Origin of the sequence: Pseudobacter sp. (genome assembly GCF_051955275.1) — a bacterium.
Lineage (GTDB): Bacteria > Bacteroidota > Bacteroidia > Chitinophagales > Chitinophagaceae > Pseudobacter.
In genome coordinates, this window is the sequence record NZ_JBQCGW010000156.1 from 32,351 (window position 1) to 54,608 (window position 22,258).

The window sequence follows — 22,258 nt, forward strand, 5'->3', positions numbered from 1 at the left end:
CGGCTTCTCCTAAAAGAAGTTTATCTATGGCAAGAATGATCGCAATGATACCGGCCCGTTACGCCGCTACCCGTTTCCCCGCAAAACTGATGCAGCAGCTGGGCAATAAGACCGTGATACAGCATACTTACGATAACACAGTAGCAACAGGTCTCTTTGATGAAGTGGTGGTGGTTACCGACAGTGATATCATCTTCAACGAAATTGTTTCCAACGGCGGCAAGGCTAAAATGAGCGTCCGCGAACACCAGAGCGGCAGCGATCGCATTGCAGAGGCTGTTGCAGATATGGATGTGGACATCGTGCTGAACGTACAGGGCGATACTCCTTTCGTTCAGAAACAACCCCTGGAAAAACTCCTTGCCTGCTTCAATGACCCCACCGTTCAGGTGGCATCCATGATGCAGGTGCTCCACAAAAAAGAAGAAATTGAAGATCCGAATTTCGTGAAAGTGGCCGTGGACAGGAATATGAACTCGCTCATGTTCAGCCGGAGCGTACTGCCTTATCCCCGCGATACCACTGCGCCGATCACTTATTATGAACATATCGGCGTGTATGCATTCCGAAAGCAGGCCCTGATAGATTTCACCAACTGGCCGATGACGCCCCTGGAAGCTGCTGAAAAAGTAGAATGCCTCCGCTACCTCGAGTATGGTATACCGTTACGAATGATCGTTGTGGATTATATGGGTATCGAAATAGATACACCGGCAGATCTTGAAAAAGCATCGAAATTATTCTAAAAGCACACAATGAAAAGGCTCTTTACGGAGCCTTTTTCAATTGGGCCCATTCAACTCATTCAACACAGAATCGATCCCGGAAAGAATGTTTAGCCGTTCTGCTTCCGTTCTCTCAGGATCCGCGTTTATTTTTTCATTCTGAATCATTGTTTCAAAGTATCTGGTCCGCAGCATAGCATATTTTTTCAGCAGTTCTCTCTTACTTTGCAGGTCCGGAGACAGTTTCAGCTGATCAAGCTTCACTATTTCATCCTGAAACTTTTTCCAGGCCGGCAGGATCTTGTTCTGAACGTAAGCAATATGATCGATACTTTTGCTGCTGTCTGAGATGTTAGATACCCTGACAGCCTCTTCTTCATACACAAGCGCATTGCCCATTATCTTTCTGAATGCTGAACCATCATCCTGCATATACTTCAAGCCAACTGCGGCAATGCCTCCGCCCAACAGAACAGCTGCAAGAATCGACAGCCACACGCCATTCCTGTTTCTGAAGAAAAGAAAATAAATATATCCAAGTACTAAACCTGTCAGCAATCCTCCGATATGCGCTGCATAATCAATGCCAGGTGCAAATCCGATCAGAAGGTTCAGTCCGATCACCGAAAGCAGATTGGGTAAAATTGCCTTCCGGATACTTTTCTGGATCAGGTTAGTAGTGAGCAGCGCCAGCAGCAAACCAAATAAGCCAAAGATGGCGCCTGATGCGCCGGCAGACGCCACTGCGGGATTCCAGAAGATACTGGCAATGCTGCCCCCGGCACCTGTTACCAGGAAGGCCGCCAGCAATCTCCATTTCCCTAGCTTAGGTTCCAGGATGATGCCGATCATGTACAATCCCACCATATTCATTAACAGGTGCAGGACTCCCACATGCAGAAATATACAGCTGATCAGCCTCCACCATTCCCCTTCGCCTGCCGTAAGCTGCCTTACATTGGCGCCCCAGTTGATCAGACTTTCAACAGAGGGGCTCATGAATCCTGCACCCATGGCCACCATCAGGATGAAGACCATTACACAGGTTGCAATAAGAATTGTGGTCATCAGGGATTCCTTCGGTGGCTGGTACCAGGCTCTCATTTTTCCCGGCTGCCTGTATTCTTTAGATGCCGGATCAAGTACATCTTCCCTGCCGGAAGATTTATTTTCCAGTAACCATTGACGTAAGGCAAGCTGTTCCTCCCCATTGATCCTGTACTGCATCTCTTCAAACAGGCTCAGGTATTGCTCAACGTTATATTTATTCTTCCTGTTGGAAATTTCAAATCCATTGCTACGGCTTTCAATATTCGCCTGCTCTCCCTTGAACCAGATAGTAACCCCTTCTTCCATGATATTTTTATCGCGTTTCCCCGGAACACCGGCTATCAATCCGTGGTCCGAGATGAATCGCAGCTCCCATCCCAGGTACTGTATTGTTTTAACAGCAACTAACAGGTATTCGTTTTTTTCCAGCCCTTTATTGATTCCTTCAATTTTCCATGATGCCATATAAAAATTGTTATCAGGTAAACCAAAATTGTTTCATTTTTCCCTGAGATGGTTTCGCGAAGCTATTTTTTTTAAATTTAATGATACAAAACCTGCATGAACGATCCTATTTGGGGTATTGACCTTGGTGGAACTAAAATAGAAGGAGTGATTCTTCCATCACTGAATGATGCCACTCCTATCTTACGGACCCGCATCGATTCTGAAAGTGGAAAAGGGTATGAGCATATCCTCGGAAGGATCAGGTTGCTGATTACACAAATGCAGGAACAGAGCGGATTACAACCCAAAAGGATCGGCTTTGGAACACCAGGGGTGCTTGATCCCGTGCTCAAGACAATGAAGAACTGTAACAGCACGTCATTAAATGGGGAGCCACTTCAGTCTGATCTTGAAAACATTTTAGGCGTTCCGGTTGTTCTGGCTAATGATGCTAATTGCTTCGCACTCGCAGAAACACACTGGGGTGTGGTAAAGCAAAAGTTTGATGACGCCGCCATTGTTTTCGGAATTATTATGGGAACAGGAGTAGGAGGTGGTATTGTGATGAATGGGAAGCTGTGGAGTGGCCGTCACGGCATTGCCGGTGAGTGGGGTCACAACTATCTTGACCCGAGCGGAGGACCTTGTTACTGCGGCAAAACAGGGTGCGTGGAAACCATTCTTTCCGGGCCCGCACTTGAAAAATTCTATCATAGCATCAGCGGTAAAAAAGCAACACTCAAAGAAATTACGCATAATTACCTCTCGCCGCAGCCAGATGAGGCTGCCAGACAAACCATAGAAAGATTAGCCTTATTCTTCGGAAAAGCAGTTTCGGTTATTACCAATCTTCTGGATCCTGATATTATTGTAGTGGGTGGGGGTGTTGGCAATATCGATGTTTTATATACGTCGGGCGTTGAATTCCTCCGGCAACACATATTTAATAACAGGCTCGATGTTGAGGTATGCAAACCGGCACTGGGTGATAGTGCAGGTGTATTCGGAGCTGCCGCACTGGTCAGTTGATCATGTTCTCCACAAACCTATCCCCTTGAAAAGGAGTTATACACACCTGCATACTAAAAATGCCTTCCATTGAGTTTACAGGTGGCTCTTTGAAAATAACAGGGCTTTGTGCTGCCCTCTAATATAAATTATAATCAAATCTAATGTGAAAGATTACCGCATGTTTCCGGCTTTTTGCAGGTTTGCACGGATTTAAATGTTTTGGTTACGTTACCGCAGCGCAAATTCTTGCGATTATCTGTCAGTTTGTGCAAATTTTTTTCATCCGCGGGCCCTTGGTATACATATAAAAATTACCTTTACCCTACTTCGGTCGAAAATCTCCAATCTTTACGTGAATTTTTGATATATAAAGTTTTTTATCCATGAAAGATCAGGCGCCTTTGCGTGACTGTTTATGTTCTGTTCTGAGTTTTTGCTAAATCGTTTTTTCAACCCTTTATCTGTGTCACGAGCATACTCACCCGCAGGCCGGTTTTCTTTCCAACATCCTTATCGTTGATCCAAATTTTAAGGCTCTCTTATCCAGGCTGCACGTGGATTTATACTCCATTTCAGTGGTATGGAATTTATGTGGATTCCATCACCGCAGCCGGGATTTCTAAATAGCTGGTACACCACATACAGCGATTGGTTAGGGTTCTTATAACAAAACGCAGCTCCATGCTGCGTTTTTTTGTTTTATCATCTACCTTCGCACTACTTTCAAAACAGATTATTAACCTACTGAATATTAGCTATGAAGTTCAGAAATTTCAGAATGGTGAGCTATGTGGTTTATGGAAGAGGAAGCTTCGATCAACTCGATGAAATCCTTGCCCCGCAAAGAAAAGGCGATGCTCCCATGATATTTTTGGTGGATCATTATTTCCAGAATGGCGCAAGCACAGGAAACGGTAAACCCCTTGTTGAACGCATCCCCCTTCGTGGAAAAGACAAGATCATTTTTGCTGACGTTACTTACGAGCCCAAAACCACCCAGGTGGATAAACTCGCTAAAGAACTCAAAGATGAATTCGGTACCGTAAGCGGCATCATCGGCATCGGTGGCGGTTCCGTAATGGACCTGGCCAAAGCCGTTTCCCTGATGATGAACAATCCCGGTTCCTCTGCCGACTACCAGGGATGGGACCTCGTAAAAGTGGCCGGCGTTTACAAAGCCGGTATTCCCACACTCAGCGGCACCGGCGCTGAAGTATCCAGGACCACCGTTCTTACCGGACCTACCCGTAAACTGGGTATGAATTCGGATTTCACTCCGTTCGATCAGATCGTTCTGGATCCTGAGCTCACAGCCAACGCGCCTGTGAACCAGCGATTCTATACCGGAATGGATTGCTATATCCACTGCATCGAAAGCCTGCAGGGAACCTTCCTCAATGAGTTCAGCAAATCCTACGGTGAAAAAGCGCTCGAGCTTTGCCGCGAAGTTTTTGTAAAGAAGAACAGCTGGGATGCTGAATGCGATGATAAACTCATGATGGCCTCGTACGCCGGCGGTATGAGTATTGCTTACTCACAGGTAGGGGTAGCCCACGCCGTCAGTTATGGCCTCAGCTACCTGCTCGGCACCAAACACGGTATCGGTAACTGTATTGTGATGAACCACCTGGAAGATTACTATCCCGAAGCAGTGGTGGAATTCAAACAGATGGTGGAAAAGAATAAAATCGATATCCCTGTGGGTATCTGCAAAGGCCTGAGCGATGAACAATTCGATACCATGATCAACGTGAGCCTGGGCATGAAACCCCTCTGGGAAAACGCACTGGGCGCAGACTGGGAAAAGATCATGACCCGCGAAAAACTCAGGGCACTCTACGAAAAACTCTAAGTAACTATGAGTCCACAGAAGTATCTCCGCTATTTTGGTTTGAACCTGAACAACCTGTTCGGTACCCAACGGACCAAGGAGATATTGTCTGTTAATCCCACCGTACTTCCTCACAGAGAGGAAGCCGCTGAAGTAGAAGTGACCGTGTACGATTATGATGCCGCGAATATCCAGGTCCATCATTTTGACAATGTGGCGCCATGCACCAGGTTCAAAGATGATGGAAGGATCGCATGGATCAATATAGAAGGGATCAGAAAAACAGATGTTGAGAACATCTGCAACACATACAATGTCCACCCCCTGTTGATCGAAGACATTCTCAGTATCAACCAGCGTCCTAAAATGGACGAGGTGGAGGGAGTGCTCTTCTGTCTGCTGAACATGCTCTTCTACAACGATCAGAAGAAGACCGTGGAAACAGAACAGATCAGCATTGTTCTGGGAAAGGATTTTGCCATCTCTTTCCAGGAAGATGCACACAGGGATGTATTCGATCTGCTCCGCTCCAGGCTTAACATGTCTAACAGCAAGATCCGCCAGCGTACAGCCGATTACCTGCTGTACTCCATGCTGGATCTGATTGTGGACAATTACTTTATTGTAATGGAACGTCTGGGTGAGCAGATCGAACTGGTGGAAGAAGAGGTGATCAGGCGCAGCAATACCAAGTCACTCGCCCGCATCAACCAGCTCCGCAAGGAGCTGATCGTACTCAAAAGAAATCTCGCCCCGGTTCGCGACCTGGTTAGCGGTATCATCCGCAGCGAAAGCGATCTCCTCGACGACCGCACCACCAAATACTTCAAAGATGTTTACGATCATATCGTGCAGGCCTACGATCTAGGCGAGAACTACCGTGATATCGTATTGAGCATGCAGGACCTTTACATCAACAATGTAAACCTCAAACTCAACGAGGTGATGAAGGTGATGGCCATCGTTACCTGCTTACTGGCCCCCGCCACCGTCATCGGCGGGATCTTCGGAATGAACTTCGATATCATCCCGTATGCACATCACAGATGGGGATTCTATTTTGCCGTAGTCTGTATGTTCGTTATCCCCATATGGATGTTATTCGTTTTTAAAAGAAGGGGCTGGTTCTGATCTCTATTTTGTTTTAGCCTTCGGTTTCATCTTTTCCTCTGTAGCTGCTATTTCCTCTTTCAGCCTCTTATTTTCCGGCGAATATTCCAACGCAGCATTCAACAGCTCCAGAGCAGTATTGTATTCGTTTTTCTTATTGAAGGAAAAGGCCAGTCTCCAGTAACAGTCCCTGATCATGTACTCGTTTGATCTTTTCAATTCCGGATAAGTTTTCAGAATTGATTGCAATTTCTTTGCTGTAGCCAGTGCGCCAGGCAGGTCGAGTTTTACATCCCGCAGATAGTAGGCATCCACCAGGCAGGATAACATTACATAATTTTGAAAGTCGCACCGGTTGGCCAGTGCAGGGTATCTGTTCTTCAACCAGGTGATGGTATCCATCCGGTTCCTTTCTTCTGTGTTGGTCATGATCAATGAAACCACGCGGATCGCATTCTCATTTTTAAACTCTCCGGGTTTACTGTTATTCATCAGCGAGTCCAGGTAATATATCCCTGCATTCTTTTCCCCTTTGAGTATGTAATAACCAGCTAGCCCGGTGTAGTGAAGAACGTTCAGGCCATCGCGGTCATGACTGTTACCAATTACATTGGACAGGTAATTATAGAAAGCCATATATTTTGGCAGATCCATTTCTTTGTGGAGCAGCTGCTCATAGGTTTTAGTAAAATACTCCATTGCCTGAGACCGCGCATATTCGGAATAGCCCAGCTCATTCACCCTGGAAATAAATTCAGCCCTTGAATCATCCTGGCCAAGCTTTCCCGCAATCATCAGGTTATACAGACTGATCCCCGACATGAATTTCATTTTCAGTACCGGACATAAAAAGTATGCTTTTTCAAATGCCCAGTATGCCTCCTCTTCTTTCTGTTCTATCAGCAACGAAACTCCTGTCTGATAATAGAGGAAACCGGCAAGTTCTATTTTGCCGAATGATTCTTTTACATAATAATATTCACTGAATAGCTCCTGCCAGTTGCCATTGCTGAACTGATCCTTTGTGATCACCTGGTTCTCCACCAGGTAGTCAAGGAAAAATCCAACCTGTTCTTCAGGCATATTAACTTCCACTGTACCTGGCTTATGATTCGAAAGACTGATGGCTTCCTCTCCCAATTTTACAACAGGATATACAATACCTTTCTCTTCATTGATATAATATTCTGTTTTGAAGGGCTCAAACAATATTGTGAACAAAGCCGTAAGTGTGGCTGCATTGAATTTTCCGGTTGTAAGTAGTTCTCCGAATGTTGCAGAATATTCAAACTCCCCCATGAACTTATCGCGCACGCTACGCAGGAGTGATTTTATCTTCTTTTCAGAATTCAGTTCCTTTACAGGATTACTTTCAAAGAAGCCATTGATCTTTGCAACAGCTTCGTTACGGCTTACTGTAGCAACTCCCGGTGGTTTGATCTGTAATAAGAAGGATAAATAGTCGGGCTCTTTGCCCCGGGCCAATTCTTCAAAATATTTCTTTTCTTCTTCCGTGGAAAATCTCAGGTAGGGGATAAGGCCGGATCTGGTGCTTTGCCTTGCTTCCGCCATGCTGGTGAAAAGCAGCAAAGTCAATCCAATGATATATTTCATGTGGTCTGGGGTTATTATATTCAAAGAAGTAAAATAAACGTGATTTTGTCAATAGCTCATTTCATCCAACTTTACCTTTCCTTTAAACGTGTAAAACACGAAACTCGTGTAAATAGCCACCAGCGGGGTTCCTATCAAAGCAATGATCAAAAGGATCTTCATTGTTTTTGCCGATGATGCGCCATTTTCTATAGTGATACTATTGGCCGGATCCGAAGTGGAATACAAGAGGAATGGAAATACCTCCAGCGCTACCATGATCAGCAGCAGCGCAATAGTAGCGGAAGAAAAGATAAATGCATATATGTATTTCCCTTTTTTGATCTGCCTCGGAATATTGGCAATGCACAGCACCATCAATATTGGTATGATAAAACCTACCGGGTTCTCCCTGAAGAAATCACTCAGGTGTGGAATGTATAATAAGGTATAGAGTGTTGTGATCACAAAGCTCAGCACAAAGAAGATGATAAAATTATTGGCGAGGATATGCAGTTTCGCAAATAAGCGGTTCTCCGTTTTCATGGTAAGATAAATGGCGCCATGCATCATGAACAGCGCCAGGGTAGTGATGGCCACCAGTATGGAAAAAGGATTGAAGAAGGCCAGCCAGTTCCCATCAAATTCTTTTTCTGCATTAAGTGGAATGCCAAATGCCACGTTACCCAGCATCAGCCCGAGCGACAACGCTATCACAATGCTGGCAAAAGAATACACGATATCCCAGGTTTTCCGCCACCAGCCCATCGGTTCCTTACTTCTGAACTCAATGGCAACGGCCCGCCAGATGATCCCTACCAGGAATACCATGAAAGGCACATAGAATGCAGAAAAGATAGCAGCATAGGCCACGGGAAATCCCGCAAACAGTGCGCCGCCGCCAATTACCAGCCACACCTCGTTTCCATCCCAGACCGGCCCGATAGCATTGAGCGCGATCCGCCGGCTCTGTTCTTTTTTCAAAAACAAATGCAGGGCCCCTGCTCCCAGGTCAAAACCATCCAGGATGGCATATCCACTGATAACACCACCAAAAACAAGGAACCACCAGATATTATAATCGATGCCGAGAAATGTGTCCATATTAATTAGTTGTGATTAGTATCGTGATCCATAATCGGGTTGTCGCGTTTGCTGCCTTCATCTATCGGCTCTTTGGTTCCGTAATCCACAGGGCCGTGCTTGATCTTTTTATTGAGCAGGTAGATGAAAAGCAGGAACAATATGAAGTACACGCCCAAAAAGAGGATCAGCGAAAACAGCACCTGGTTGGCGGTTACTGCTTTCGACAAAGCATCGGATGTGCGCAGCAATCCATACACCACCCAGGGCTGGCGGCCCATTTCCGCGGCAAACCAGCCGGCCTGGTTGGCAATCTGGGGTAACAGTACAGCCCATACGAAGGCCCATAGCAGCCATCTGTAGTCAAAGAGTTTTTTCCTCCACCATAAATAACAGGCAAATAAAGTGAGACCGATCATCGCTACTCCACAGGCCACCATTATATGATAGAACTGGAAAATGGCGTTCACCTGTGCAGGCCGTTCATCTTCCGGAAAGGCATTCAGTCCTTTTACCGGTTCCGAGAAATTTCCATGAAGCAGAAAGCTGAGCCCGCCGGGAATGCGGATGCCGGTCACTTCCTGTGTTTTATTATTCACATGTCCTAGTAGGAACATATCCGCTTTGGCCGAACTATCATAATGCCCTTCAAGAGCCGCCAGCTTGGCGGGTTGGTTGCGGGCCACACCATCGGCGCTTGCATGACCAGCCACCAGTTGGGCAAGGCCTGAGAGGGTAGCCACTACCAATGCGATCTTAAAAGAGGGGATGGCGATATCGAGGTATCGTTTCTTTAAGATATACCAGGCATTTACACTGAGCACCAGGAAGGCTCCTGCCAGAAAACATCCGATCCAGACGTGCACCAGCCGTTCCACACTGCTGGGGTTGAACACCATGGCCCAGAAGTCTGTTATCTCAGCACGCGCCTGCAGGCCTTCACCCACGATCTGGTAACCCGCCGGCGTTTGCTGCCAGGAGTTTGCCACTACTATCCACACTGCGGAGAACATGGATCCGAGGAATACCATCAGCGCAGAGAAAAAATGCACTTTCGGCCCCACGCGGTTCCAGCCGAAGATGAGGATGCCAAGAAAACCGGATTCCAGCGCAAACGCAAAGATACCTTCCGCCGCCAGGGCGCTGCCGAAAATATCTCCCACATATTTCGAGTAGGTGGCCCAGTTAGTACCAAACTCAAATTCCATGATGATACCGGTAGCTACACCCAGACCGAAGATGAGCGCAAAGATCTTTATCCAGAACCTTGCGATCTGTTCATATTTCTTGTTGCCGGTTTTTAGATAGAGCCCTTCGTAAATTACCAAAAGCAGGCCCAGCCCGATGCTGAGGGGAGGATAGATGTAATGAAAGGCAATAGTGAAAGCAAATTGTACGCGCGCTAAAATTTCCACATCCATATAGAAAGTAGTTTTATCCGTGTACGAAAGTTGATGCCAGGACAGCAAAAAAAAGCCGATGCTGAAGGCACCGGCTTTTACAACTATTTATTTTTAAAGATAGGAACAGTACTACAAGGCTCCCCATACATGATGCTCTTGGCCACAGGCCTGAGTATCGTGGTGATGGTGAGATAAGCCGCCTCCCCGATGGTTTTGTCTCCACAACCTTTCACTACTATTCTTTTATCGGCGAATTCGGCAGCTGGTATTGCTGCTATCCTTTGTACCAGGAATTGCTGGGTGGCAGAAGAGGCGTCTCCAAAAGCTACGCCGGCCGCAACGGGCGTGAGATAAGTGGCCACCAACATATACGCCCACATGGGAATGATCGCATCTGCGGAACAGGTTACAGCCACCAGTTTGTCCTGGTAAACAGTCCAGTCTGTTTCCAGCAGCGCTGCCCTGAAATCCTTTTCCTTCAGGATCATCCCCATAAACAGGTGTTCCTTCAGGTCAAACACCACGATGGGCTCTTTCGGAAAATAATCCTCCAGGTCCAATGTGATAAGGCCGCTTTGCGCTACTTTATTGATGATCTCTTCACTCATGCCGGGTAATTTCACTTGTATTAACAAAGGTAAGGATGAAATGGTTGCGAAAAGGCGTATTGAAACCATCAATTCACTAAAAAAGCGGCTCCTTTCGGGAGCCGCTCTGTATTGTAAAAAACCGTTTATCTGACTTAGAAGAAGTTGATCCTGTAATCCTTGATATCAGCAGCCTGCTTCAGTGCATCGATGATGCGCATACCAGACCTTCTTTGTTGCTGGTTCATCATCATCTGCATTTGCTTCACATCAAAATTAGGATTAGGCTGAGCACCTATATTATCAACCTTGATGTAGAATACACCGATCTCTCCAACAACAGGGCCGGAAACTGCAGTCTGGAAAGCCTTGCAGAATGAAGCACCGATCAGTTTTGGCTCCTGACCTACGTTAGGAACAAAAGGACTGTTGAACATGATGCTGTCTGCTTTCAATACAGTCTGACCAGTTGCTTTGCTGATGGCATCGAGTGTATTGGCGGAACCAACTTTCCTGATGATCTCGTCAGCTTTTTTCTTGTTACGGATCTTGTATTCAACCAGTGGTCTTGCTCTTTCAACAGACATATTTCCTTTTTCATAAGCAGCTACCAGTACAGGAACAATGAACTTGTCGCCGATCTGATAATAACGCTCTGCAACCTGACCAGGTTTTGCAGTTCTGAACATCCAGGTGATCAGCTCACGGTTGTCACCGAGGCCGGGGATACCTGATTCCAGCGGCTTGATATCCATTGCAGGATATTTATTCAGGTTCTTTTTCTTTGCGTTCTCGTCGAAAGATTTTTTATCGCGGCTGTCCATCGCAAACTGGGCAGCAGCATTGGAAGCACCATTCACTGTTTCAGAGCTGGCGATGATGGGCTTGCTAACATAGGCAACTTTATAAGCAGTGCCTACATTTTTATGGCTCATCACTTCTATATAATGGTATCCGGTATATTCCTGAGTTTCTGCTTTCACTGTTTTTTTGTCGCCCACATTTCCGTAGAAGATAGTCTCGGCATAAGGTCTGGCGAGGTTTCCGAATTGAACGGAAGACCAGTCATACACACCGCCTTTGTCTTTGCTACCCATATCGTCGCTGAACTTAACCACCATGCTGTCGAAGTTTGCGCCGTTATTGATAGCGCCCACGATGCTGTCGATCAGTTTTTTGGCAGCGCTGTCAGTTCTAACCTGTCCTTGCTGTGCGTCTGCGATCTTGATGAGGATATGTCTTGCTTTTGCAGAATCGGGGAGTGACCTGCGGCCGATCATTTTAGCCAGGGTATAGTTACCACCATCGAGGTAGGGTCCGTACACCTGTCCTTCAGACAATGTTTTAATGGTATCTGCATTGGCCACTTTCATTTGTGATCCGAGTACATAACCATTGAAGAAAGGAGTTTCGCTGTTATTGCGCAAAAGGAAAGCTTCCACATCTTTTTCAGGAATTGTGGAGAACTCGTTTTTCAGATTGGCAACTCCTTCATAAGATACAGCGCTGTCGCCTTTTGTTGGTGCTGCATCGAACATTACGTATTCGATACCTCTTCCTTCTTCCTGCTGATAAGCCTGTTTGTTCTCGTTCACATATTGCCTGATGTCTTCATCAGTTACCCTGACGGCAGAGTCGCCAACAGTTGAATAAGGTATATTGACATAAGAGATATTGGAAACCTGGCTGTTTTCAACATTCATTTTTTCTACCAGCCATTTTGGAGTGTAGGCACTGTTGCTGATAAGACCAACGAATTTCTCTTTCAGTCTTGCTTTGTCCAGCGCAGGAACAAATTCCTGGTAGAAGCTGTTATATTGTGCACTGTTCTTTTTAAGTTGGCTGATGGCCTGGTGTGCAGCTGCGGCGTTGAACTGACCGGTCTTGGGATCGGTGAATTGCTGACGCAGTATCTGTGGTGGATTGTCTCCGTAGAGAATATCTCCGCGCTCATCTTTTCCGATAGGCGCAAATCCGAGCTTTGCGAATTCTTTTCCGAGGATAGCGTCTTCTACATACTCATTCCAGAGGCTTTCGCGGATCTGGGTACGGAGGCGCTCGTCAACAGGATAGTTTTGTTGCTGGTAATTTGTCTCTGCAGCTTTGTACCTTGTGTCAAACTCGTACGCGTCTATTTTCTTACCATCCACTTTTCCTATTACGTCGTTTGAGCTGCCGAACATGCCGCCCCCTCTTCCCTGGAAGGCATCCTGTACAATAAAGGCGATAAGGGCCAAGGCAATCGCAGCGATGATGATCCACGCGGCTTTGTCGCGGATAGTTTGAATGACTGACATAGTGATATAAGTCCGTACGGTTTTTGAAACGGATGGCAAAAATAAGGGAAATACATTTATGAACAAACTGTGGAAAAATGGGTAAAAGCGGCACGACAAGCGGGTTTGACATAAGCTGTATTCCGGCGAAGCCGGCGAAAATTTTTAATATTCACCAATCCGTGAAACTGCGCGTGAAAACAGTTCCCCCAGGGGTTGGTGAATAACCACTATTTCCTGTGGATAACCCGCAGTTTTGCACATCGCCAACCGTGGATAGTTGGATCAAAAGTTTCGAAGTCGGCCAGCCGGCTCCGGACAATGAGCATAAACCCCGAGTTATTCCACACGAACTAACAGAAAAACAGGTGGTTTGAAACGAACTTTTTATCCGGGGGTGTTTTTAATCCACCGTAGTGGAAAAACATCAAAAATGCAGAACAGACGGAGCTTATTGACTGTTAATGAATTGTGGATAACTGTGGATAAAGGGGTTGTTGTAACTTTACCAAAATTTAACGCTGCAGATTTATCCACTAATCCACAGCCGTAATAGTAATAGGGTTTTTATAAAAATAATTAATTAATATAGAATACTATGGGAGATATCAACATCGGTTTTGCAAAAGAGAATGTTGAAGCAAAAGGTTTTCTGGATCTCGAAGTGGATCCGCAGATCGATCTTTTCCAGGAGATCGAAAAAATGAAAAAACAAAAAAACGCGATCGTTCTCGCCCACTATTACCAGGAGCCCGATATCCAGGATGTGGCCGACTACATCGGTGATAGCCTGGGTCTTGCCCAGAAAGCGGAAAAGACCGATGCCGATATCATTGTTTTTGCCGGAGTGCATTTCATGGCTGAAACTGCCAAGATCCTCAACCCTACCAAGAAGGTGCTGCTACCCGATCTGAAGGCAGGTTGCTCCCTGGCCGACAGTGCACCGCCTGCAGCATTCAAAAAGTTCAAAGAGCAACACCCTGACCACCTGGTGATCTCTTACATCAACTGCACGGCGGATATCAAAGCACTGAGCGATATCATCTGTACTTCCAGTAACGCTAAACAGATCGTGGAAAGTCTGCCTCCTGACCAGAAGATCATTTTCGCACCGGATAAGAACCTGGGCTCATATCTGGTGAAGAAGACCGGCCGAGACATGGTGCTGTGGGACGGCGCCTGCATGGTGCACGAGATCTTCAGCCTGGAAAAGATCATGAAGCTGAAAGTCCGTCATCCGGAAGCGAAGATCATTGCACACCCCGAGTGTGAGGAACATGTGCTGCGCGTTGCGGATTACATCGGATCCACAACCGGTCTGCTGAAGTTCACACAGGATGATCCGGGTAAGGAGTACATCGTGGTTACGGAAACAGGGATCCTGCACCAGATGCAGAAATCCTCTCCTGACAAGACTTTCATTCCAGCTCCGCCAGACAATGGTTGCGCCTGCAACGATTGCCCGCACATGAAGTTGAACACATTAGAGAAATTATATCTCTGTATGAAATACGAGCTCCCGGAGATCAAAATGGATGAGATACTTCGCCAGGCTGCGAGAAAACCGATCGACAGGATGCTTGAAATAAGCGCCAGATACGGATTGTAAGCAGTTTTTGTTCGAAGTTTGTGGATAAGCTGGTTTGATTTTTTGAATTTTTGCGATCATCAGGTGGAATGTGAATATGGCTGGTTGGAATTTTAAAGCGGCTTGCGCTTCTTTAAAACTTGTTTGTGGGTATCCGGATTACCGGGAGGAGGATCGGTGAAATTTGAGTGGTTGGAATCGTTTTTAAGAATTTAAGCAGAAGGAGTGTGGATAAGTCTATAATTTATGTAGACTATTCAGATTGAAGATATTAAATTGCAGGATTATGGCTGAAGATTTACACATAAGTGTTGGAACGAAGGAAGAACAGTATCAGGCATTGCTTCCGCAGATCAGGGGATTGCTGGAGGGAGAGGCGGATCTGATTGCCAATCTGGCCAATATTGCCGGTGCATTGAAAGAACAGTTCGGCTGGTTATGGGTTGGGTTTTATATTGTTCGTGAAGAGGAGCTGGTGCTCGGACCATTTCAGGGTCCAGTTGCGTGTACACGTATCCGTTATGGAAAAGGGGTTTGTGGAACTTCATGGAAGGAGGCTGCAACACTGATCGTTCCTGATGTGGAGCAGTTTCCGGGTCATATTGCCTGCAGCAGTTTATCAAAATCAGAAATCGTTGTTCCGGTTATCCGCGATAAAATAGTAAAGGCTGTACTGGATGTTGACAGTACAGCCCTTAATGAATTTGATGCGATTGATCAGCGATATCTCGAAGCGATCATTGCACTGATCAGCTGGCCATGATTTATCTTCCCATATAAACCATCAGGATCTGCACATCACTCGGATTCACTCCGCTGATTCTGCTTGCCTGTCCTAATGTTCTTGGTTTGATCTTCTTGAATTTTTGCAGTGCTTCATTGGATAAAGCAGCTACACGATCGTAATCGAAATTGTCCGGGATCATCAGGTCTTCCAGCTGACCCATTTTTTTAACGATCTCCTTTTCTTTTTCTATGTACACATCGTACTTGATCTGGATCTCTGCCTGTTCAATACTTTCCGCACTGAATTCTTTAAGCGGAGCAAGAGAGGGAAGTGCCCCGATCATTTCTTTTAAACCGATGTTAGGACGTAAGAGCAGTTGAATGGATTTCTGTTTCTGAGGCATTGGCGCAGAATTGTATTTGGCCAGGAATGCATCAGCTTCATTTGGATCAACAGAGATTTCTTTCATCAGCTGTTTGATCTTTTCGGTTCCATTCTTTTTCTGGATCACAGCGTCCATTCTTTCCTGAGAGGCAAGTCCCATTCTGTAACTGAGCTCTGTTAACCGGAGATCCGCATTATCCTGGCGAAGCAGTGTTCTGAACTCCGCTCTTGAAGTGAACATCCGGTAAGGTTCTTCCGTTCCCTTGCTGATAAGGTCATCGATGAGCACCCCGATATACGCATCACTTCTCTTCAGGATCAACGGTTCAAGTTCTCTGACTTTCTGGTGAGCATTGATACCTGCCATCAAACCCTGGCAAGCTGCTTCTTCATAACCGGTGGTTCCATTGATCTGACCGGCAAAGAAGAGATTGCTGATGATTTTGGTTTCTAGTGCATGGGTCAATTGAGTAGGTGGGAAGTAATCATACTCGATGGCATATCCAGGTCTGAAGATCCTTACATTCTCAAATCCCGGAACCTGTTTCAATGCTTCGTATTGTACTTCTTCGGGGAGGGAAGTTGAGAATCCATTTACATAGATTTCCACTGTGTTCCATCCTTCAGGTTCAACAAACAACTGGTGCCTGTCTCTCTCTGCAAAGCGATTGATCTTGTCTTCTATACTTGGGCAATATCTTGGACCAGTTCCTTCGATCCTTCCGGTATACATCGGACTTCTGTCGAACCCTGTCTTCAGAAGATCATGCACTTTTTGGTTGGTATAGGTGATCCAGCAACTGATCTGTCTGGTTGGTTTAGGAGTGTTTGTGTAAGAGAAACCGGAAATCTCATCGTCCCCTTTTTGTTCCTCCATTTTGGAATAGTCAAGCGATCTGCCATCCACACGTGGGGGAGTTCCGGTCTTCAATCGGTCACTTTCAAATCCCAGTTTAACGAGTTGCTCGGTTATACCTGTTGCTGCTTTTTCTGCAACCCTGCCACCGCCGAACTGTTTCTCTCCGATATGAATGATGCCATTGAGGAAGGTTCCACTGGTAACAACTACCGCTTTGGAGTTGATGGAATGTCCCAGTCCGGTTACCACTCCTGCAGCTCTACCATCCCTGATGATGATGGATTTAACCATGTCCTGGTAGAAATCTACGTTCTTCGTTTGTTCCAGTTTCTCTCTCCAGGTTGCAGCAAAAAGCATCCTGTCGTTCTGCGTTCTTGGACTCCACATGGCGGGGCCTTTAGACCTGTTCAGCATCCTGAACTGGATCATACTGATATCAGTTACAATACCGGAATACCCACCCAGGGCATCCACTTCACGAACGATTTGTCCTTTTGCGATGCCCCCCATTGCCGGGTTACAACTCATCTGGGCAATCACCTGCATATTCATGGTAATCAGTAAAACCTTAGAACCAAGGTTGGCAGCAGCAGCAGCGGCTTCGCAACCTGCATGTCCTGCGCCTACCACAATAACATCATAGTTAGGGAATATCATGTTGCAAAATTAAATGAATGGAACGGAAGTGGAAGCAGAGTGTTCCACGTGGAAACATTTTAGTGCAGCGTTTGCAAACGGTAGGAAGGTATTGAAAATGGAACACGGAACTGAAGGAAGGAGTCGTGTTTTGAACGGTTGCGGGAGGCAGGGGATGAGTTCTGGTTGATCATAGGAATTTGATTTAAAGTGATTTTTCCAGCTTGTGTTTATCTTAGGTTAGTACTGTTGTTTTAAACTTACGGTTTTGGGATGTATTGATAAGGCTGAAGGCTTAAGTGTGGAATAGGGTTGCCAGAAAGCATGATTGTATACTGGTTAATGTTGAGTGCATTTAGTATAATTTCTGGTCAGGGATTGCTTATTAAGGGAGGGTAACTGTTTTAAGAAGATTGGATCCATGTAAGCTGGGTTTAATTACGAGAAATGGATGAATTAGAAGTATAGGTTTAAAGCCAGGAGGAATAGGTTATTTATGTTTAAAAGATGGTGAAATAAGACTGATCGTTGGTTTGAAAATAGGCCTCGGAAGGAAGGGGATAAGGGTTTAAGGTGGCCGGATGGATGACAGATTAGTAGAGTTGGATGGTGCAGGACGGCATGTTCTGTATTTATGATTCCAGATATTGACCTTGGTTAGAGATCTATAACCGGGGTGGATAATTACCTGTATGATTGTTTGATAGAGGGCTTTTCAGCATTCGAATGAAGTGGGTATGATTAGGTGAGTTTCGTTTGTGGATGACTTGGCTAGAATCTAATACCCTATTTTGTTGATAAGGTTTATAAGCTAAATCCATAAGTATTGAGTTATACATAGGTTTCATAGATTATTGATCCTTATCTTATTCCTGGGTAAGGTTGAACTTATTTTTATTTCAGCCAAATGACTTTTTTGTGAAGCTGAACTGTATTCAAAACTTAGGTTATTATTTGAATAAGCCTACCTTGATAGTATTAAACCGTGAGAGGGATGGGTAACTGGATAATGCATTCAAATAGGAGTACAGAGGTGGAATAGCTTTCAAGTATTAATGCAAACTATGAGATTTACCGGTTCTTTGGCTCGACTTATTTCCTAAGCAAATGATCAGCCTGACATCCATTCTGACTTCCAATTGGGTGTAATTTGGTACTTTAACAAAACCTGATCACCCAGCCCAAATCAACCGGATAGATTTCGTTCCACGTGGAACCATTTCACGGATACCTAACCCACAGTTTATGCGGACTATTCTTATCATTTTCTTTCTTCAGATTTCAATATTTGTTTTTGCCAGGCGACAAGCTGAAGGTCCTGGTCCTAAACTACCCGTACTTACTGATGGTTCTGCACTCAAATTGCTGTTTATCGTGCCGGATACGGTCTTCATCTATAAAGAACTAGAGGCGGTTAGGGATACTATGTTTGCTGATCTTGTCTGTTTTGTAACCATTAACCATAAGTTGGGTGCCTCTCCTAAACCTGATAGTACTTCTGCGCGCTATCATATAACTGCCTTTCCCTGCAAGGAAATGGAATACCAGTTCCTCTATGGAAAAGGGGCCGGTGGATACCTGACCCGCTATTGCCAGAAACAATTACTACAGATGGCTAATGGACTTCAAAACCGAAAGCTGGAAATAGAAGAAATGAAAACTCCTGAAGGATCGTTCACATTAAAGCAAATAGCGGAAGAAAAGAAGGTTCACCTTGTTGTCGGGATAGCTGCGGCAGCTATGTTCAGGATGGATGGTATTTATGGATTTAAGATACTAACCCAGCTCTATGATCATCGAACAGGGGAAGAATTTACATTGAAGACCGAACTGAAGGAACCAGGACTGAGCATTTATTCAGCTAAGCCACCAGCATTCGCTAAACTGTATGAGAACACAGCATTGCAGTGGGCAGGAGCTGTTTTTGATAAAATAAAGAAGAGAAAGTAGCATGACCTATTTTCTGAAGTATAGTTTCAGGTACCTGTCTTCCATCTTCCTCATCAGCATTTCTTCGGCCTCAGTTTTATCCCTGTAACCACAAAGATGTAAGGCTCCGTGAAAGATCACCCGGTGTAACTCCTCTTTGAATGAAGCATTGAAATTCTGGGCATTGTCCTTAACCCGGTCAATACTGATATAGATCTCCCCGGAGATCAAACCAGGTACAACCGACAGATCAAATGTGATGATATCCGTGTAGTAATTATGCTTGAGATACTGCTTGTTGATCTCCAGCAGGTAGGCATCGGAACAGAATACAAAACTGAGCTCACCCAGCTTTTTCTTCTCCTTCTTAAACAAGGTAATGATGAATGCTTTCAGGTCTGTCCTGTTACTCAGATTCACTTTTTCTGCAAAGTGGAAACTCACGCTGGCCGGCTGTTTTATCATCATTTTTCGAAATTCGTAAAGTTTATTAAAGAATACAAAGCTACATTTGTTGTTGATTCAGTTGCTATTTCAGTCGCCAGATTAAAAGAGGAGTAGAATAGATAAAACAGTGAACATGAGAGCCCTCGCACTGGTTATGATTCATGACTAAATACTAAGAGATGAAACGACTTTCAGAATTGGATTCAGGACGCAAGGCAAGGATTCTTTCTTTCGAGAATAATGATCTTTTCCTGAAATTAATGGAAATGGGATGTGTGCCCGGTGAACTTGTCAGGATCGATCAGATCGCCCCGCTTGGTGACCCCATCTCTATCAGTGTTGCTGGTTATAGTCTCAGCCTTCGTTTGAACGAAGCAGAGAATATCTTTGTGGAAGAGCTTTCTTAATCATATTTCTCACTTCCATGAAAATCGGTTTATATTTCGGTTCATTCAATCCTATTCATCACGGCCACCTGATCATCGCCAGTTACATGGTGCAGGAAACAGATCTTGATCAGGTATGGTTTGTTGTTTCGCCACAGAACCCACTCAAGCCTTCCAACGGATTACTTAACGAATATCACCGCCTCTTCCTGGTTCAAACCGCTATCAAAGCAGAACCTAAACTCAAGGCATCCGATATTGAATTCCGTTTGCCCAAACCCTCATACACAGTAACCACACTGGCCTACCTCCAGGAAAAATACCCCACGCACGAGTTCGCCATTATCATGGGAAGCGACAGTTTCCAGAACCTTGAAAGATGGAAGAACTTTGAACATATCCTCCGTCATTACCCCATATTCGTATACAAAAGACCTGGTCACGAAGTGGTCAATACCTTTGATACCGGCAATATCACTATCATGAAAGCACCCATGCTGGAGATATCGGCAACGCACATACGAAAAAACGTACGGGAAGGAAAATCAATACGCTTCCTGGTTCCTGATGATGTGATGGATGAGATCGAAAGAAACAATTACTACCGGAACTGACCCATCCCCCGGACTGTATTACAGGAACATTAGAAAATTTGAACTAACTTATACCTCGTACAATTACCAGGGAAAACCGCCGTCAAAGTCTTGTGAATCACATCTATAATTGTACAGGTTGCACTAAAACTGAAACAAGGCCTGCATGATAATGCTCAGACATATTCCTTTTCTCAGAGCTGTATTTCTGCATAGCATATCCGCATTCGGCGGTCCCCAGGGACATTTCGGAATGGTGATGAAAACCTTCGTGCACCAGCGGCATGATGTTACGGAAAAAGAAGTGCTGGACTATAACTCATTCTGCCAACTGCTTCCCGGTGCTTCTTCCACCCAGGTGCTGACACTTATCGGTTATAAACGAGGTGGCATCCCGCTCGGTATCCTCACACTTTTCATCTGGATATTCCCGGCTTGCTTCCTGATGGGGTCTTTCTCATTTTTGCTGGAATATTTCGATAAAAAATCTGAAAGCGCCTCCATCTTCCGTTTCATTCAACCCATGGCTGTTGGCTTCCTGGCATTCGCTGCCACCAAGAGTTTTAAGCTGGCCATCCATAATACCATAACTCGAGTGATCCTTGCCGTTAGTACGGTGATCACATTTTTTATGTTTAAAACCCCCTGGGTTTTCCCCATTCTCATTATTGCCGGAGGAATGGTCACCAATCTGAGCGATAAACGTATTCCTCAGAAAGGAGAACCGCCCAAGAAAATCCGCTGGGGAAATATCTGGCTGTTCGCCTTTCTTTTTCTCTCAGCAGGTATACTTTCTGAAATGGCGCGGAAGAACGACTGGCCCAATCGCCGGCCACTCAACCTTTTTGAAAACACCTATCGTTTCGGCAGCCTCGTATTTGGCGGCGGCCAGGTACTGATCCCCATGATGTACGAACAGTTTGTGGAAAGGCCTAAATCTGAAATGGTGATCCGTAAGAACCAGGAGAAAAAAGGAAATGTGATCAGCATAGAAAGAGATGATTTTTATACAGGCGCAGGTGTGGTCCGCGCCATGCCCGGACCCGTATTTTCCATCTCGAGCTTTATGGGTGGGATGGCTATGAAAGACAGGGGTACCGGCTGGCAGATCCTCGGTTGTGTGATCGGTTCCATCGCTATCTTTCTGCCCAGCGCCCTACTCGTATTATTCTTTTTTCCTATATGGCATAACCTGCAAAGATATGCTGTGGTATTCCGCTCTATAGAAGGGATCAATGCCGTAGTGGTGGGGATAATGGTGGCGTCCACTGCCTATATGATGAAAGATATTTCCATCACAGAATTCAAATCGGTCAGCCTGATCAATATCGGGGTGATATTGGGAACCTGGGCCATTTTAACTTTCACAAAATTACCATCGCCGGTAATTGTATTGGTATGTCTACTGGTTGGCTGGCTGACGGGGATCTGATCTATACGATCCTGTCTTTAAAAGCTTTTGCTACCGCTTCACTCTTGGAATTCACATGTAATTTCTCATAGATCTTCTTGATATGGCTGCGAACCGTATCGATAGAAATGAAAATCTCTGCAGCAATCATCTTGTAACTGTATCCATTCACAAGCAACTGC

The 22,258-nt window shown here is 45.3% G+C and carries 19 protein-coding genes; 10 read left to right on the forward strand and 9 right to left on the reverse strand.

The window, feature by feature from the left end; genetic code table 11:
* The first annotated feature begins 26 nt into the window (after positions 1 to 26).
* Positions 27 to 746: a 3-deoxy-manno-octulosonate cytidylyltransferase gene (gene kdsB, locus ACTHMC_RS13270; RefSeq protein ID WP_440413660.1), complete on the forward strand. Its 720-nt coding sequence runs from the start codon at positions 27 to 29 to the stop codon at positions 744 to 746.
* A 36-nt stretch (positions 747 to 782) separates the two neighbouring features.
* Here the strand turns inward: kdsB and ACTHMC_RS13275 are convergent, their stop codons facing one another.
* Complete coding sequence (locus tag ACTHMC_RS13275) at positions 783 to 2,240, reverse strand: rhomboid family intramembrane serine protease (protein WP_440413661.1); 1,458 nt, start codon at positions 2,238 to 2,240, stop codon at positions 783 to 785.
* 96 nt (positions 2,241 to 2,336) lie between these two features.
* On the opposite strand from ACTHMC_RS13275, the gene ACTHMC_RS13280 reads away from it, so the two are divergent.
* The 3 genes from ACTHMC_RS13280 to corA all read left to right on the forward strand — a co-directional run bounded on the left by ACTHMC_RS13280 (position 2,337) and on the right by corA (position 6,195).
* Positions 2,337 to 3,251: an ROK family protein gene (locus ACTHMC_RS13280; RefSeq protein WP_440413663.1), complete on the forward strand. Its 915-nt coding sequence runs from the start codon at positions 2,337 to 2,339 to the stop codon at positions 3,249 to 3,251.
* A 739-nt stretch (positions 3,252 to 3,990) separates the two neighbouring features.
* The gene (locus ACTHMC_RS13285) at positions 3,991 to 5,085 is read left to right on the forward strand and encodes an iron-containing alcohol dehydrogenase family protein (RefSeq protein WP_440413665.1); all 1,095 of its coding nucleotides are present in this window, start codon (positions 3,991 to 3,993) and stop codon (positions 5,083 to 5,085) included.
* A 6-nt stretch (positions 5,086 to 5,091) separates the two neighbouring features.
* Positions 5,092 to 6,195: a magnesium/cobalt transporter CorA gene (corA, locus tag ACTHMC_RS13290; RefSeq protein ID WP_440413666.1), complete on the forward strand. Its 1,104-nt coding sequence runs from the start codon at positions 5,092 to 5,094 to the stop codon at positions 6,193 to 6,195.
* A gap of 3 nt (positions 6,196 to 6,198) precedes the next feature.
* Here corA and ACTHMC_RS13295 read toward each other — a convergent pair whose 3' ends face one another.
* From ACTHMC_RS13295 to ACTHMC_RS13315, 5 genes are all read right to left on the reverse strand, one after another.
* Positions 6,199 to 7,788, reverse strand: coding sequence for a hypothetical protein (locus ACTHMC_RS13295; RefSeq protein ID WP_440413667.1), 1,590 nt, complete (start codon positions 7,786 to 7,788; stop codon positions 6,199 to 6,201).
* Positions 7,789 to 7,836: 48 nt separating this feature from the next.
* The gene (gene cydB, locus ACTHMC_RS13300) at positions 7,837 to 8,871 is read right to left on the reverse strand and encodes a cytochrome d ubiquinol oxidase subunit II (RefSeq protein ID WP_440413669.1); all 1,035 of its coding nucleotides are present in this window, start codon (positions 8,869 to 8,871) and stop codon (positions 7,837 to 7,839) included.
* 5 nt (positions 8,872 to 8,876) lie between these two features.
* On the reverse strand, positions 8,877 to 10,271 hold the full coding sequence (locus tag ACTHMC_RS13305) for a cytochrome ubiquinol oxidase subunit I (protein ID WP_440413671.1): 1,395 nt from the start codon (positions 10,269 to 10,271) through the stop codon (positions 8,877 to 8,879).
* A gap of 83 nt (positions 10,272 to 10,354) precedes the next feature.
* Positions 10,355 to 10,861: a DUF2480 family protein gene (locus ACTHMC_RS13310; RefSeq protein WP_440413673.1), complete on the reverse strand. Its 507-nt coding sequence runs from the start codon at positions 10,859 to 10,861 to the stop codon at positions 10,355 to 10,357.
* Positions 10,862 to 10,995: 134 nt separating this feature from the next.
* Positions 10,996 to 13,137, reverse strand: coding sequence for a peptidylprolyl isomerase (locus ACTHMC_RS13315; protein ID WP_440413674.1), 2,142 nt, complete (start codon positions 13,135 to 13,137; stop codon positions 10,996 to 10,998).
* A gap of 577 nt (positions 13,138 to 13,714) precedes the next feature.
* On the opposite strand from ACTHMC_RS13315, the gene nadA reads away from it, so the two are divergent.
* Positions 13,715 to 14,725 carry a quinolinate synthase NadA gene (gene nadA / locus ACTHMC_RS13320; protein WP_440413675.1) on the forward strand — a complete coding sequence of 337 codons (1,011 nt, stop codon included), beginning with the start codon at positions 13,715 to 13,717 and terminating at the stop codon, positions 14,723 to 14,725.
* A 265-nt stretch (positions 14,726 to 14,990) separates the two neighbouring features.
* Positions 14,991 to 15,467 (forward strand): GAF domain-containing protein, encoded by a 477-nt coding sequence (locus ACTHMC_RS13325; RefSeq protein ID WP_440413676.1) that lies wholly within the window; start codon positions 14,991 to 14,993, stop codon positions 15,465 to 15,467.
* Between the two features lies 1 nt (position 15,468).
* On the opposite strand, the gene mnmG is transcribed toward ACTHMC_RS13325, so the two are convergent.
* Entirely contained in the window at positions 15,469 to 17,331 is a 1,863-nt protein-coding gene (gene mnmG / locus ACTHMC_RS13330; protein WP_440413678.1) for a tRNA uridine-5-carboxymethylaminomethyl(34) synthesis enzyme MnmG, read from the reverse strand.
* Positions 17,332 to 18,555: 1,224 nt separating this feature from the next.
* Here mnmG and ACTHMC_RS13335 point away from each other — a divergent pair.
* Positions 18,556 to 19,260 carry a hypothetical protein gene (locus tag ACTHMC_RS13335; protein ID WP_440413679.1) on the forward strand — a complete coding sequence of 235 codons (705 nt, stop codon included), beginning with the start codon at positions 18,556 to 18,558 and terminating at the stop codon, positions 19,258 to 19,260.
* Positions 19,261 to 19,266: 6 nt separating this feature from the next.
* Here ACTHMC_RS13335 and ybeY read toward each other — a convergent pair whose 3' ends face one another.
* A complete protein-coding gene (ybeY, locus tag ACTHMC_RS13340) occupies positions 19,267 to 19,707 on the reverse strand; it encodes an rRNA maturation RNase YbeY (RefSeq protein ID WP_440413680.1) in 441 nt (146 codons plus the stop codon).
* A gap of 158 nt (positions 19,708 to 19,865) precedes the next feature.
* Here ybeY and ACTHMC_RS13345 point away from each other — a divergent pair, with 158 nt between their 5' ends.
* From ACTHMC_RS13345 to ACTHMC_RS13355, 3 genes are all read left to right on the forward strand, one after another.
* Positions 19,866 to 20,093, forward strand: a complete 228-nt coding sequence (locus ACTHMC_RS13345; protein WP_127132643.1) for a FeoA family protein — start codon at positions 19,866 to 19,868, stop codon at positions 20,091 to 20,093.
* Between the two features lie 17 nt (positions 20,094 to 20,110).
* Positions 20,111 to 20,686, forward strand: coding sequence for a nicotinate (nicotinamide) nucleotide adenylyltransferase (nadD, locus tag ACTHMC_RS13350; RefSeq protein ID WP_440413682.1), 576 nt, complete (start codon positions 20,111 to 20,113; stop codon positions 20,684 to 20,686).
* Positions 20,687 to 20,831: 145 nt separating this feature from the next.
* Positions 20,832 to 22,097, forward strand: coding sequence for a chromate transporter (locus tag ACTHMC_RS13355; protein ID WP_440413684.1), 1,266 nt, complete (start codon positions 20,832 to 20,834; stop codon positions 22,095 to 22,097).
* Position 22,098: 1 nt separating this feature from the next.
* Here ACTHMC_RS13355 and ACTHMC_RS13360 read toward each other — a convergent pair whose 3' ends face one another.
* On the reverse strand, positions 22,099 to 22,248 hold the full coding sequence (locus ACTHMC_RS13360) for a response regulator transcription factor (RefSeq protein ID WP_440413686.1): 150 nt from the start codon (positions 22,246 to 22,248) through the stop codon (positions 22,099 to 22,101).
* Between the last annotated feature and the right edge of the window lie 10 nt (positions 22,249 to 22,258).

What these genes read in the sequence shown, in the direction of transcription:
- ACTHMC_RS13315 (WP_440413674.1), bottom strand. Translation starts at nt 13,137, where the DNA reads ATGTCAGTCATTCAAACTATCCGCGACAAAGCCGCGTGGATCATCATC.
- ACTHMC_RS13310 (WP_440413673.1), bottom strand. Translation starts at nt 10,861, where the DNA reads ATGAGTGAAGAGATCATCAATAAAGTAGCGCAAAGCGGCCTTATCACA.
- ACTHMC_RS13285 (WP_440413665.1), top strand. Translation starts at nt 3,991, where the DNA reads ATGAAGTTCAGAAATTTCAGAATGGTGAGCTATGTGGTTTATGGAAGA.
- ACTHMC_RS13335 (WP_440413679.1), top strand. Translation starts at nt 18,556, where the DNA reads ATGCGGACTATTCTTATCATTTTCTTTCTTCAGATTTCAATATTTGTT.
- corA (WP_440413666.1), top strand. Translation starts at nt 5,092, where the DNA reads ATGAGTCCACAGAAGTATCTCCGCTATTTTGGTTTGAACCTGAACAAC.
- nadA (WP_440413675.1), top strand. Translation starts at nt 13,715, where the DNA reads ATGGGAGATATCAACATCGGTTTTGCAAAAGAGAATGTTGAAGCAAAA.
- ACTHMC_RS13295 (WP_440413667.1), bottom strand. Translation starts at nt 7,788, where the DNA reads ATGAAATATATCATTGGATTGACTTTGCTGCTTTTCACCAGCATGGCG.
- ACTHMC_RS13280 (WP_440413663.1), top strand. Translation starts at nt 2,337, where the DNA reads ATGAACGATCCTATTTGGGGTATTGACCTTGGTGGAACTAAAATAGAA.
- cydB (WP_440413669.1), bottom strand. Translation starts at nt 8,871, where the DNA reads ATGGACACATTTCTCGGCATCGATTATAATATCTGGTGGTTCCTTGTT.
- mnmG (WP_440413678.1), bottom strand. Translation starts at nt 17,331, where the DNA reads ATGATATTCCCTAACTATGATGTTATTGTGGTAGGCGCAGGACATGCA.
- ACTHMC_RS13345 (WP_127132643.1), top strand. Translation starts at nt 19,866, where the DNA reads ATGAAACGACTTTCAGAATTGGATTCAGGACGCAAGGCAAGGATTCTT.
- ACTHMC_RS13325 (WP_440413676.1), top strand. Translation starts at nt 14,991, where the DNA reads ATGGCTGAAGATTTACACATAAGTGTTGGAACGAAGGAAGAACAGTAT.
- ACTHMC_RS13275 (WP_440413661.1), bottom strand. Translation starts at nt 2,240, where the DNA reads ATGGCATCATGGAAAATTGAAGGAATCAATAAAGGGCTGGAAAAAAAC.
- ybeY (WP_440413680.1), bottom strand. Translation starts at nt 19,707, where the DNA reads ATGATGATAAAACAGCCGGCCAGCGTGAGTTTCCACTTTGCAGAAAAA.
- ACTHMC_RS13355 (WP_440413684.1), top strand. Translation starts at nt 20,832, where the DNA reads ATGATAATGCTCAGACATATTCCTTTTCTCAGAGCTGTATTTCTGCAT.
- nadD (WP_440413682.1), top strand. Translation starts at nt 20,111, where the DNA reads ATGAAAATCGGTTTATATTTCGGTTCATTCAATCCTATTCATCACGGC.
- kdsB (WP_440413660.1), top strand. Translation starts at nt 27, where the DNA reads ATGGCAAGAATGATCGCAATGATACCGGCCCGTTACGCCGCTACCCGT.
- ACTHMC_RS13305 (WP_440413671.1), bottom strand. Translation starts at nt 10,271, where the DNA reads ATGGATGTGGAAATTTTAGCGCGCGTACAATTTGCTTTCACTATTGCC.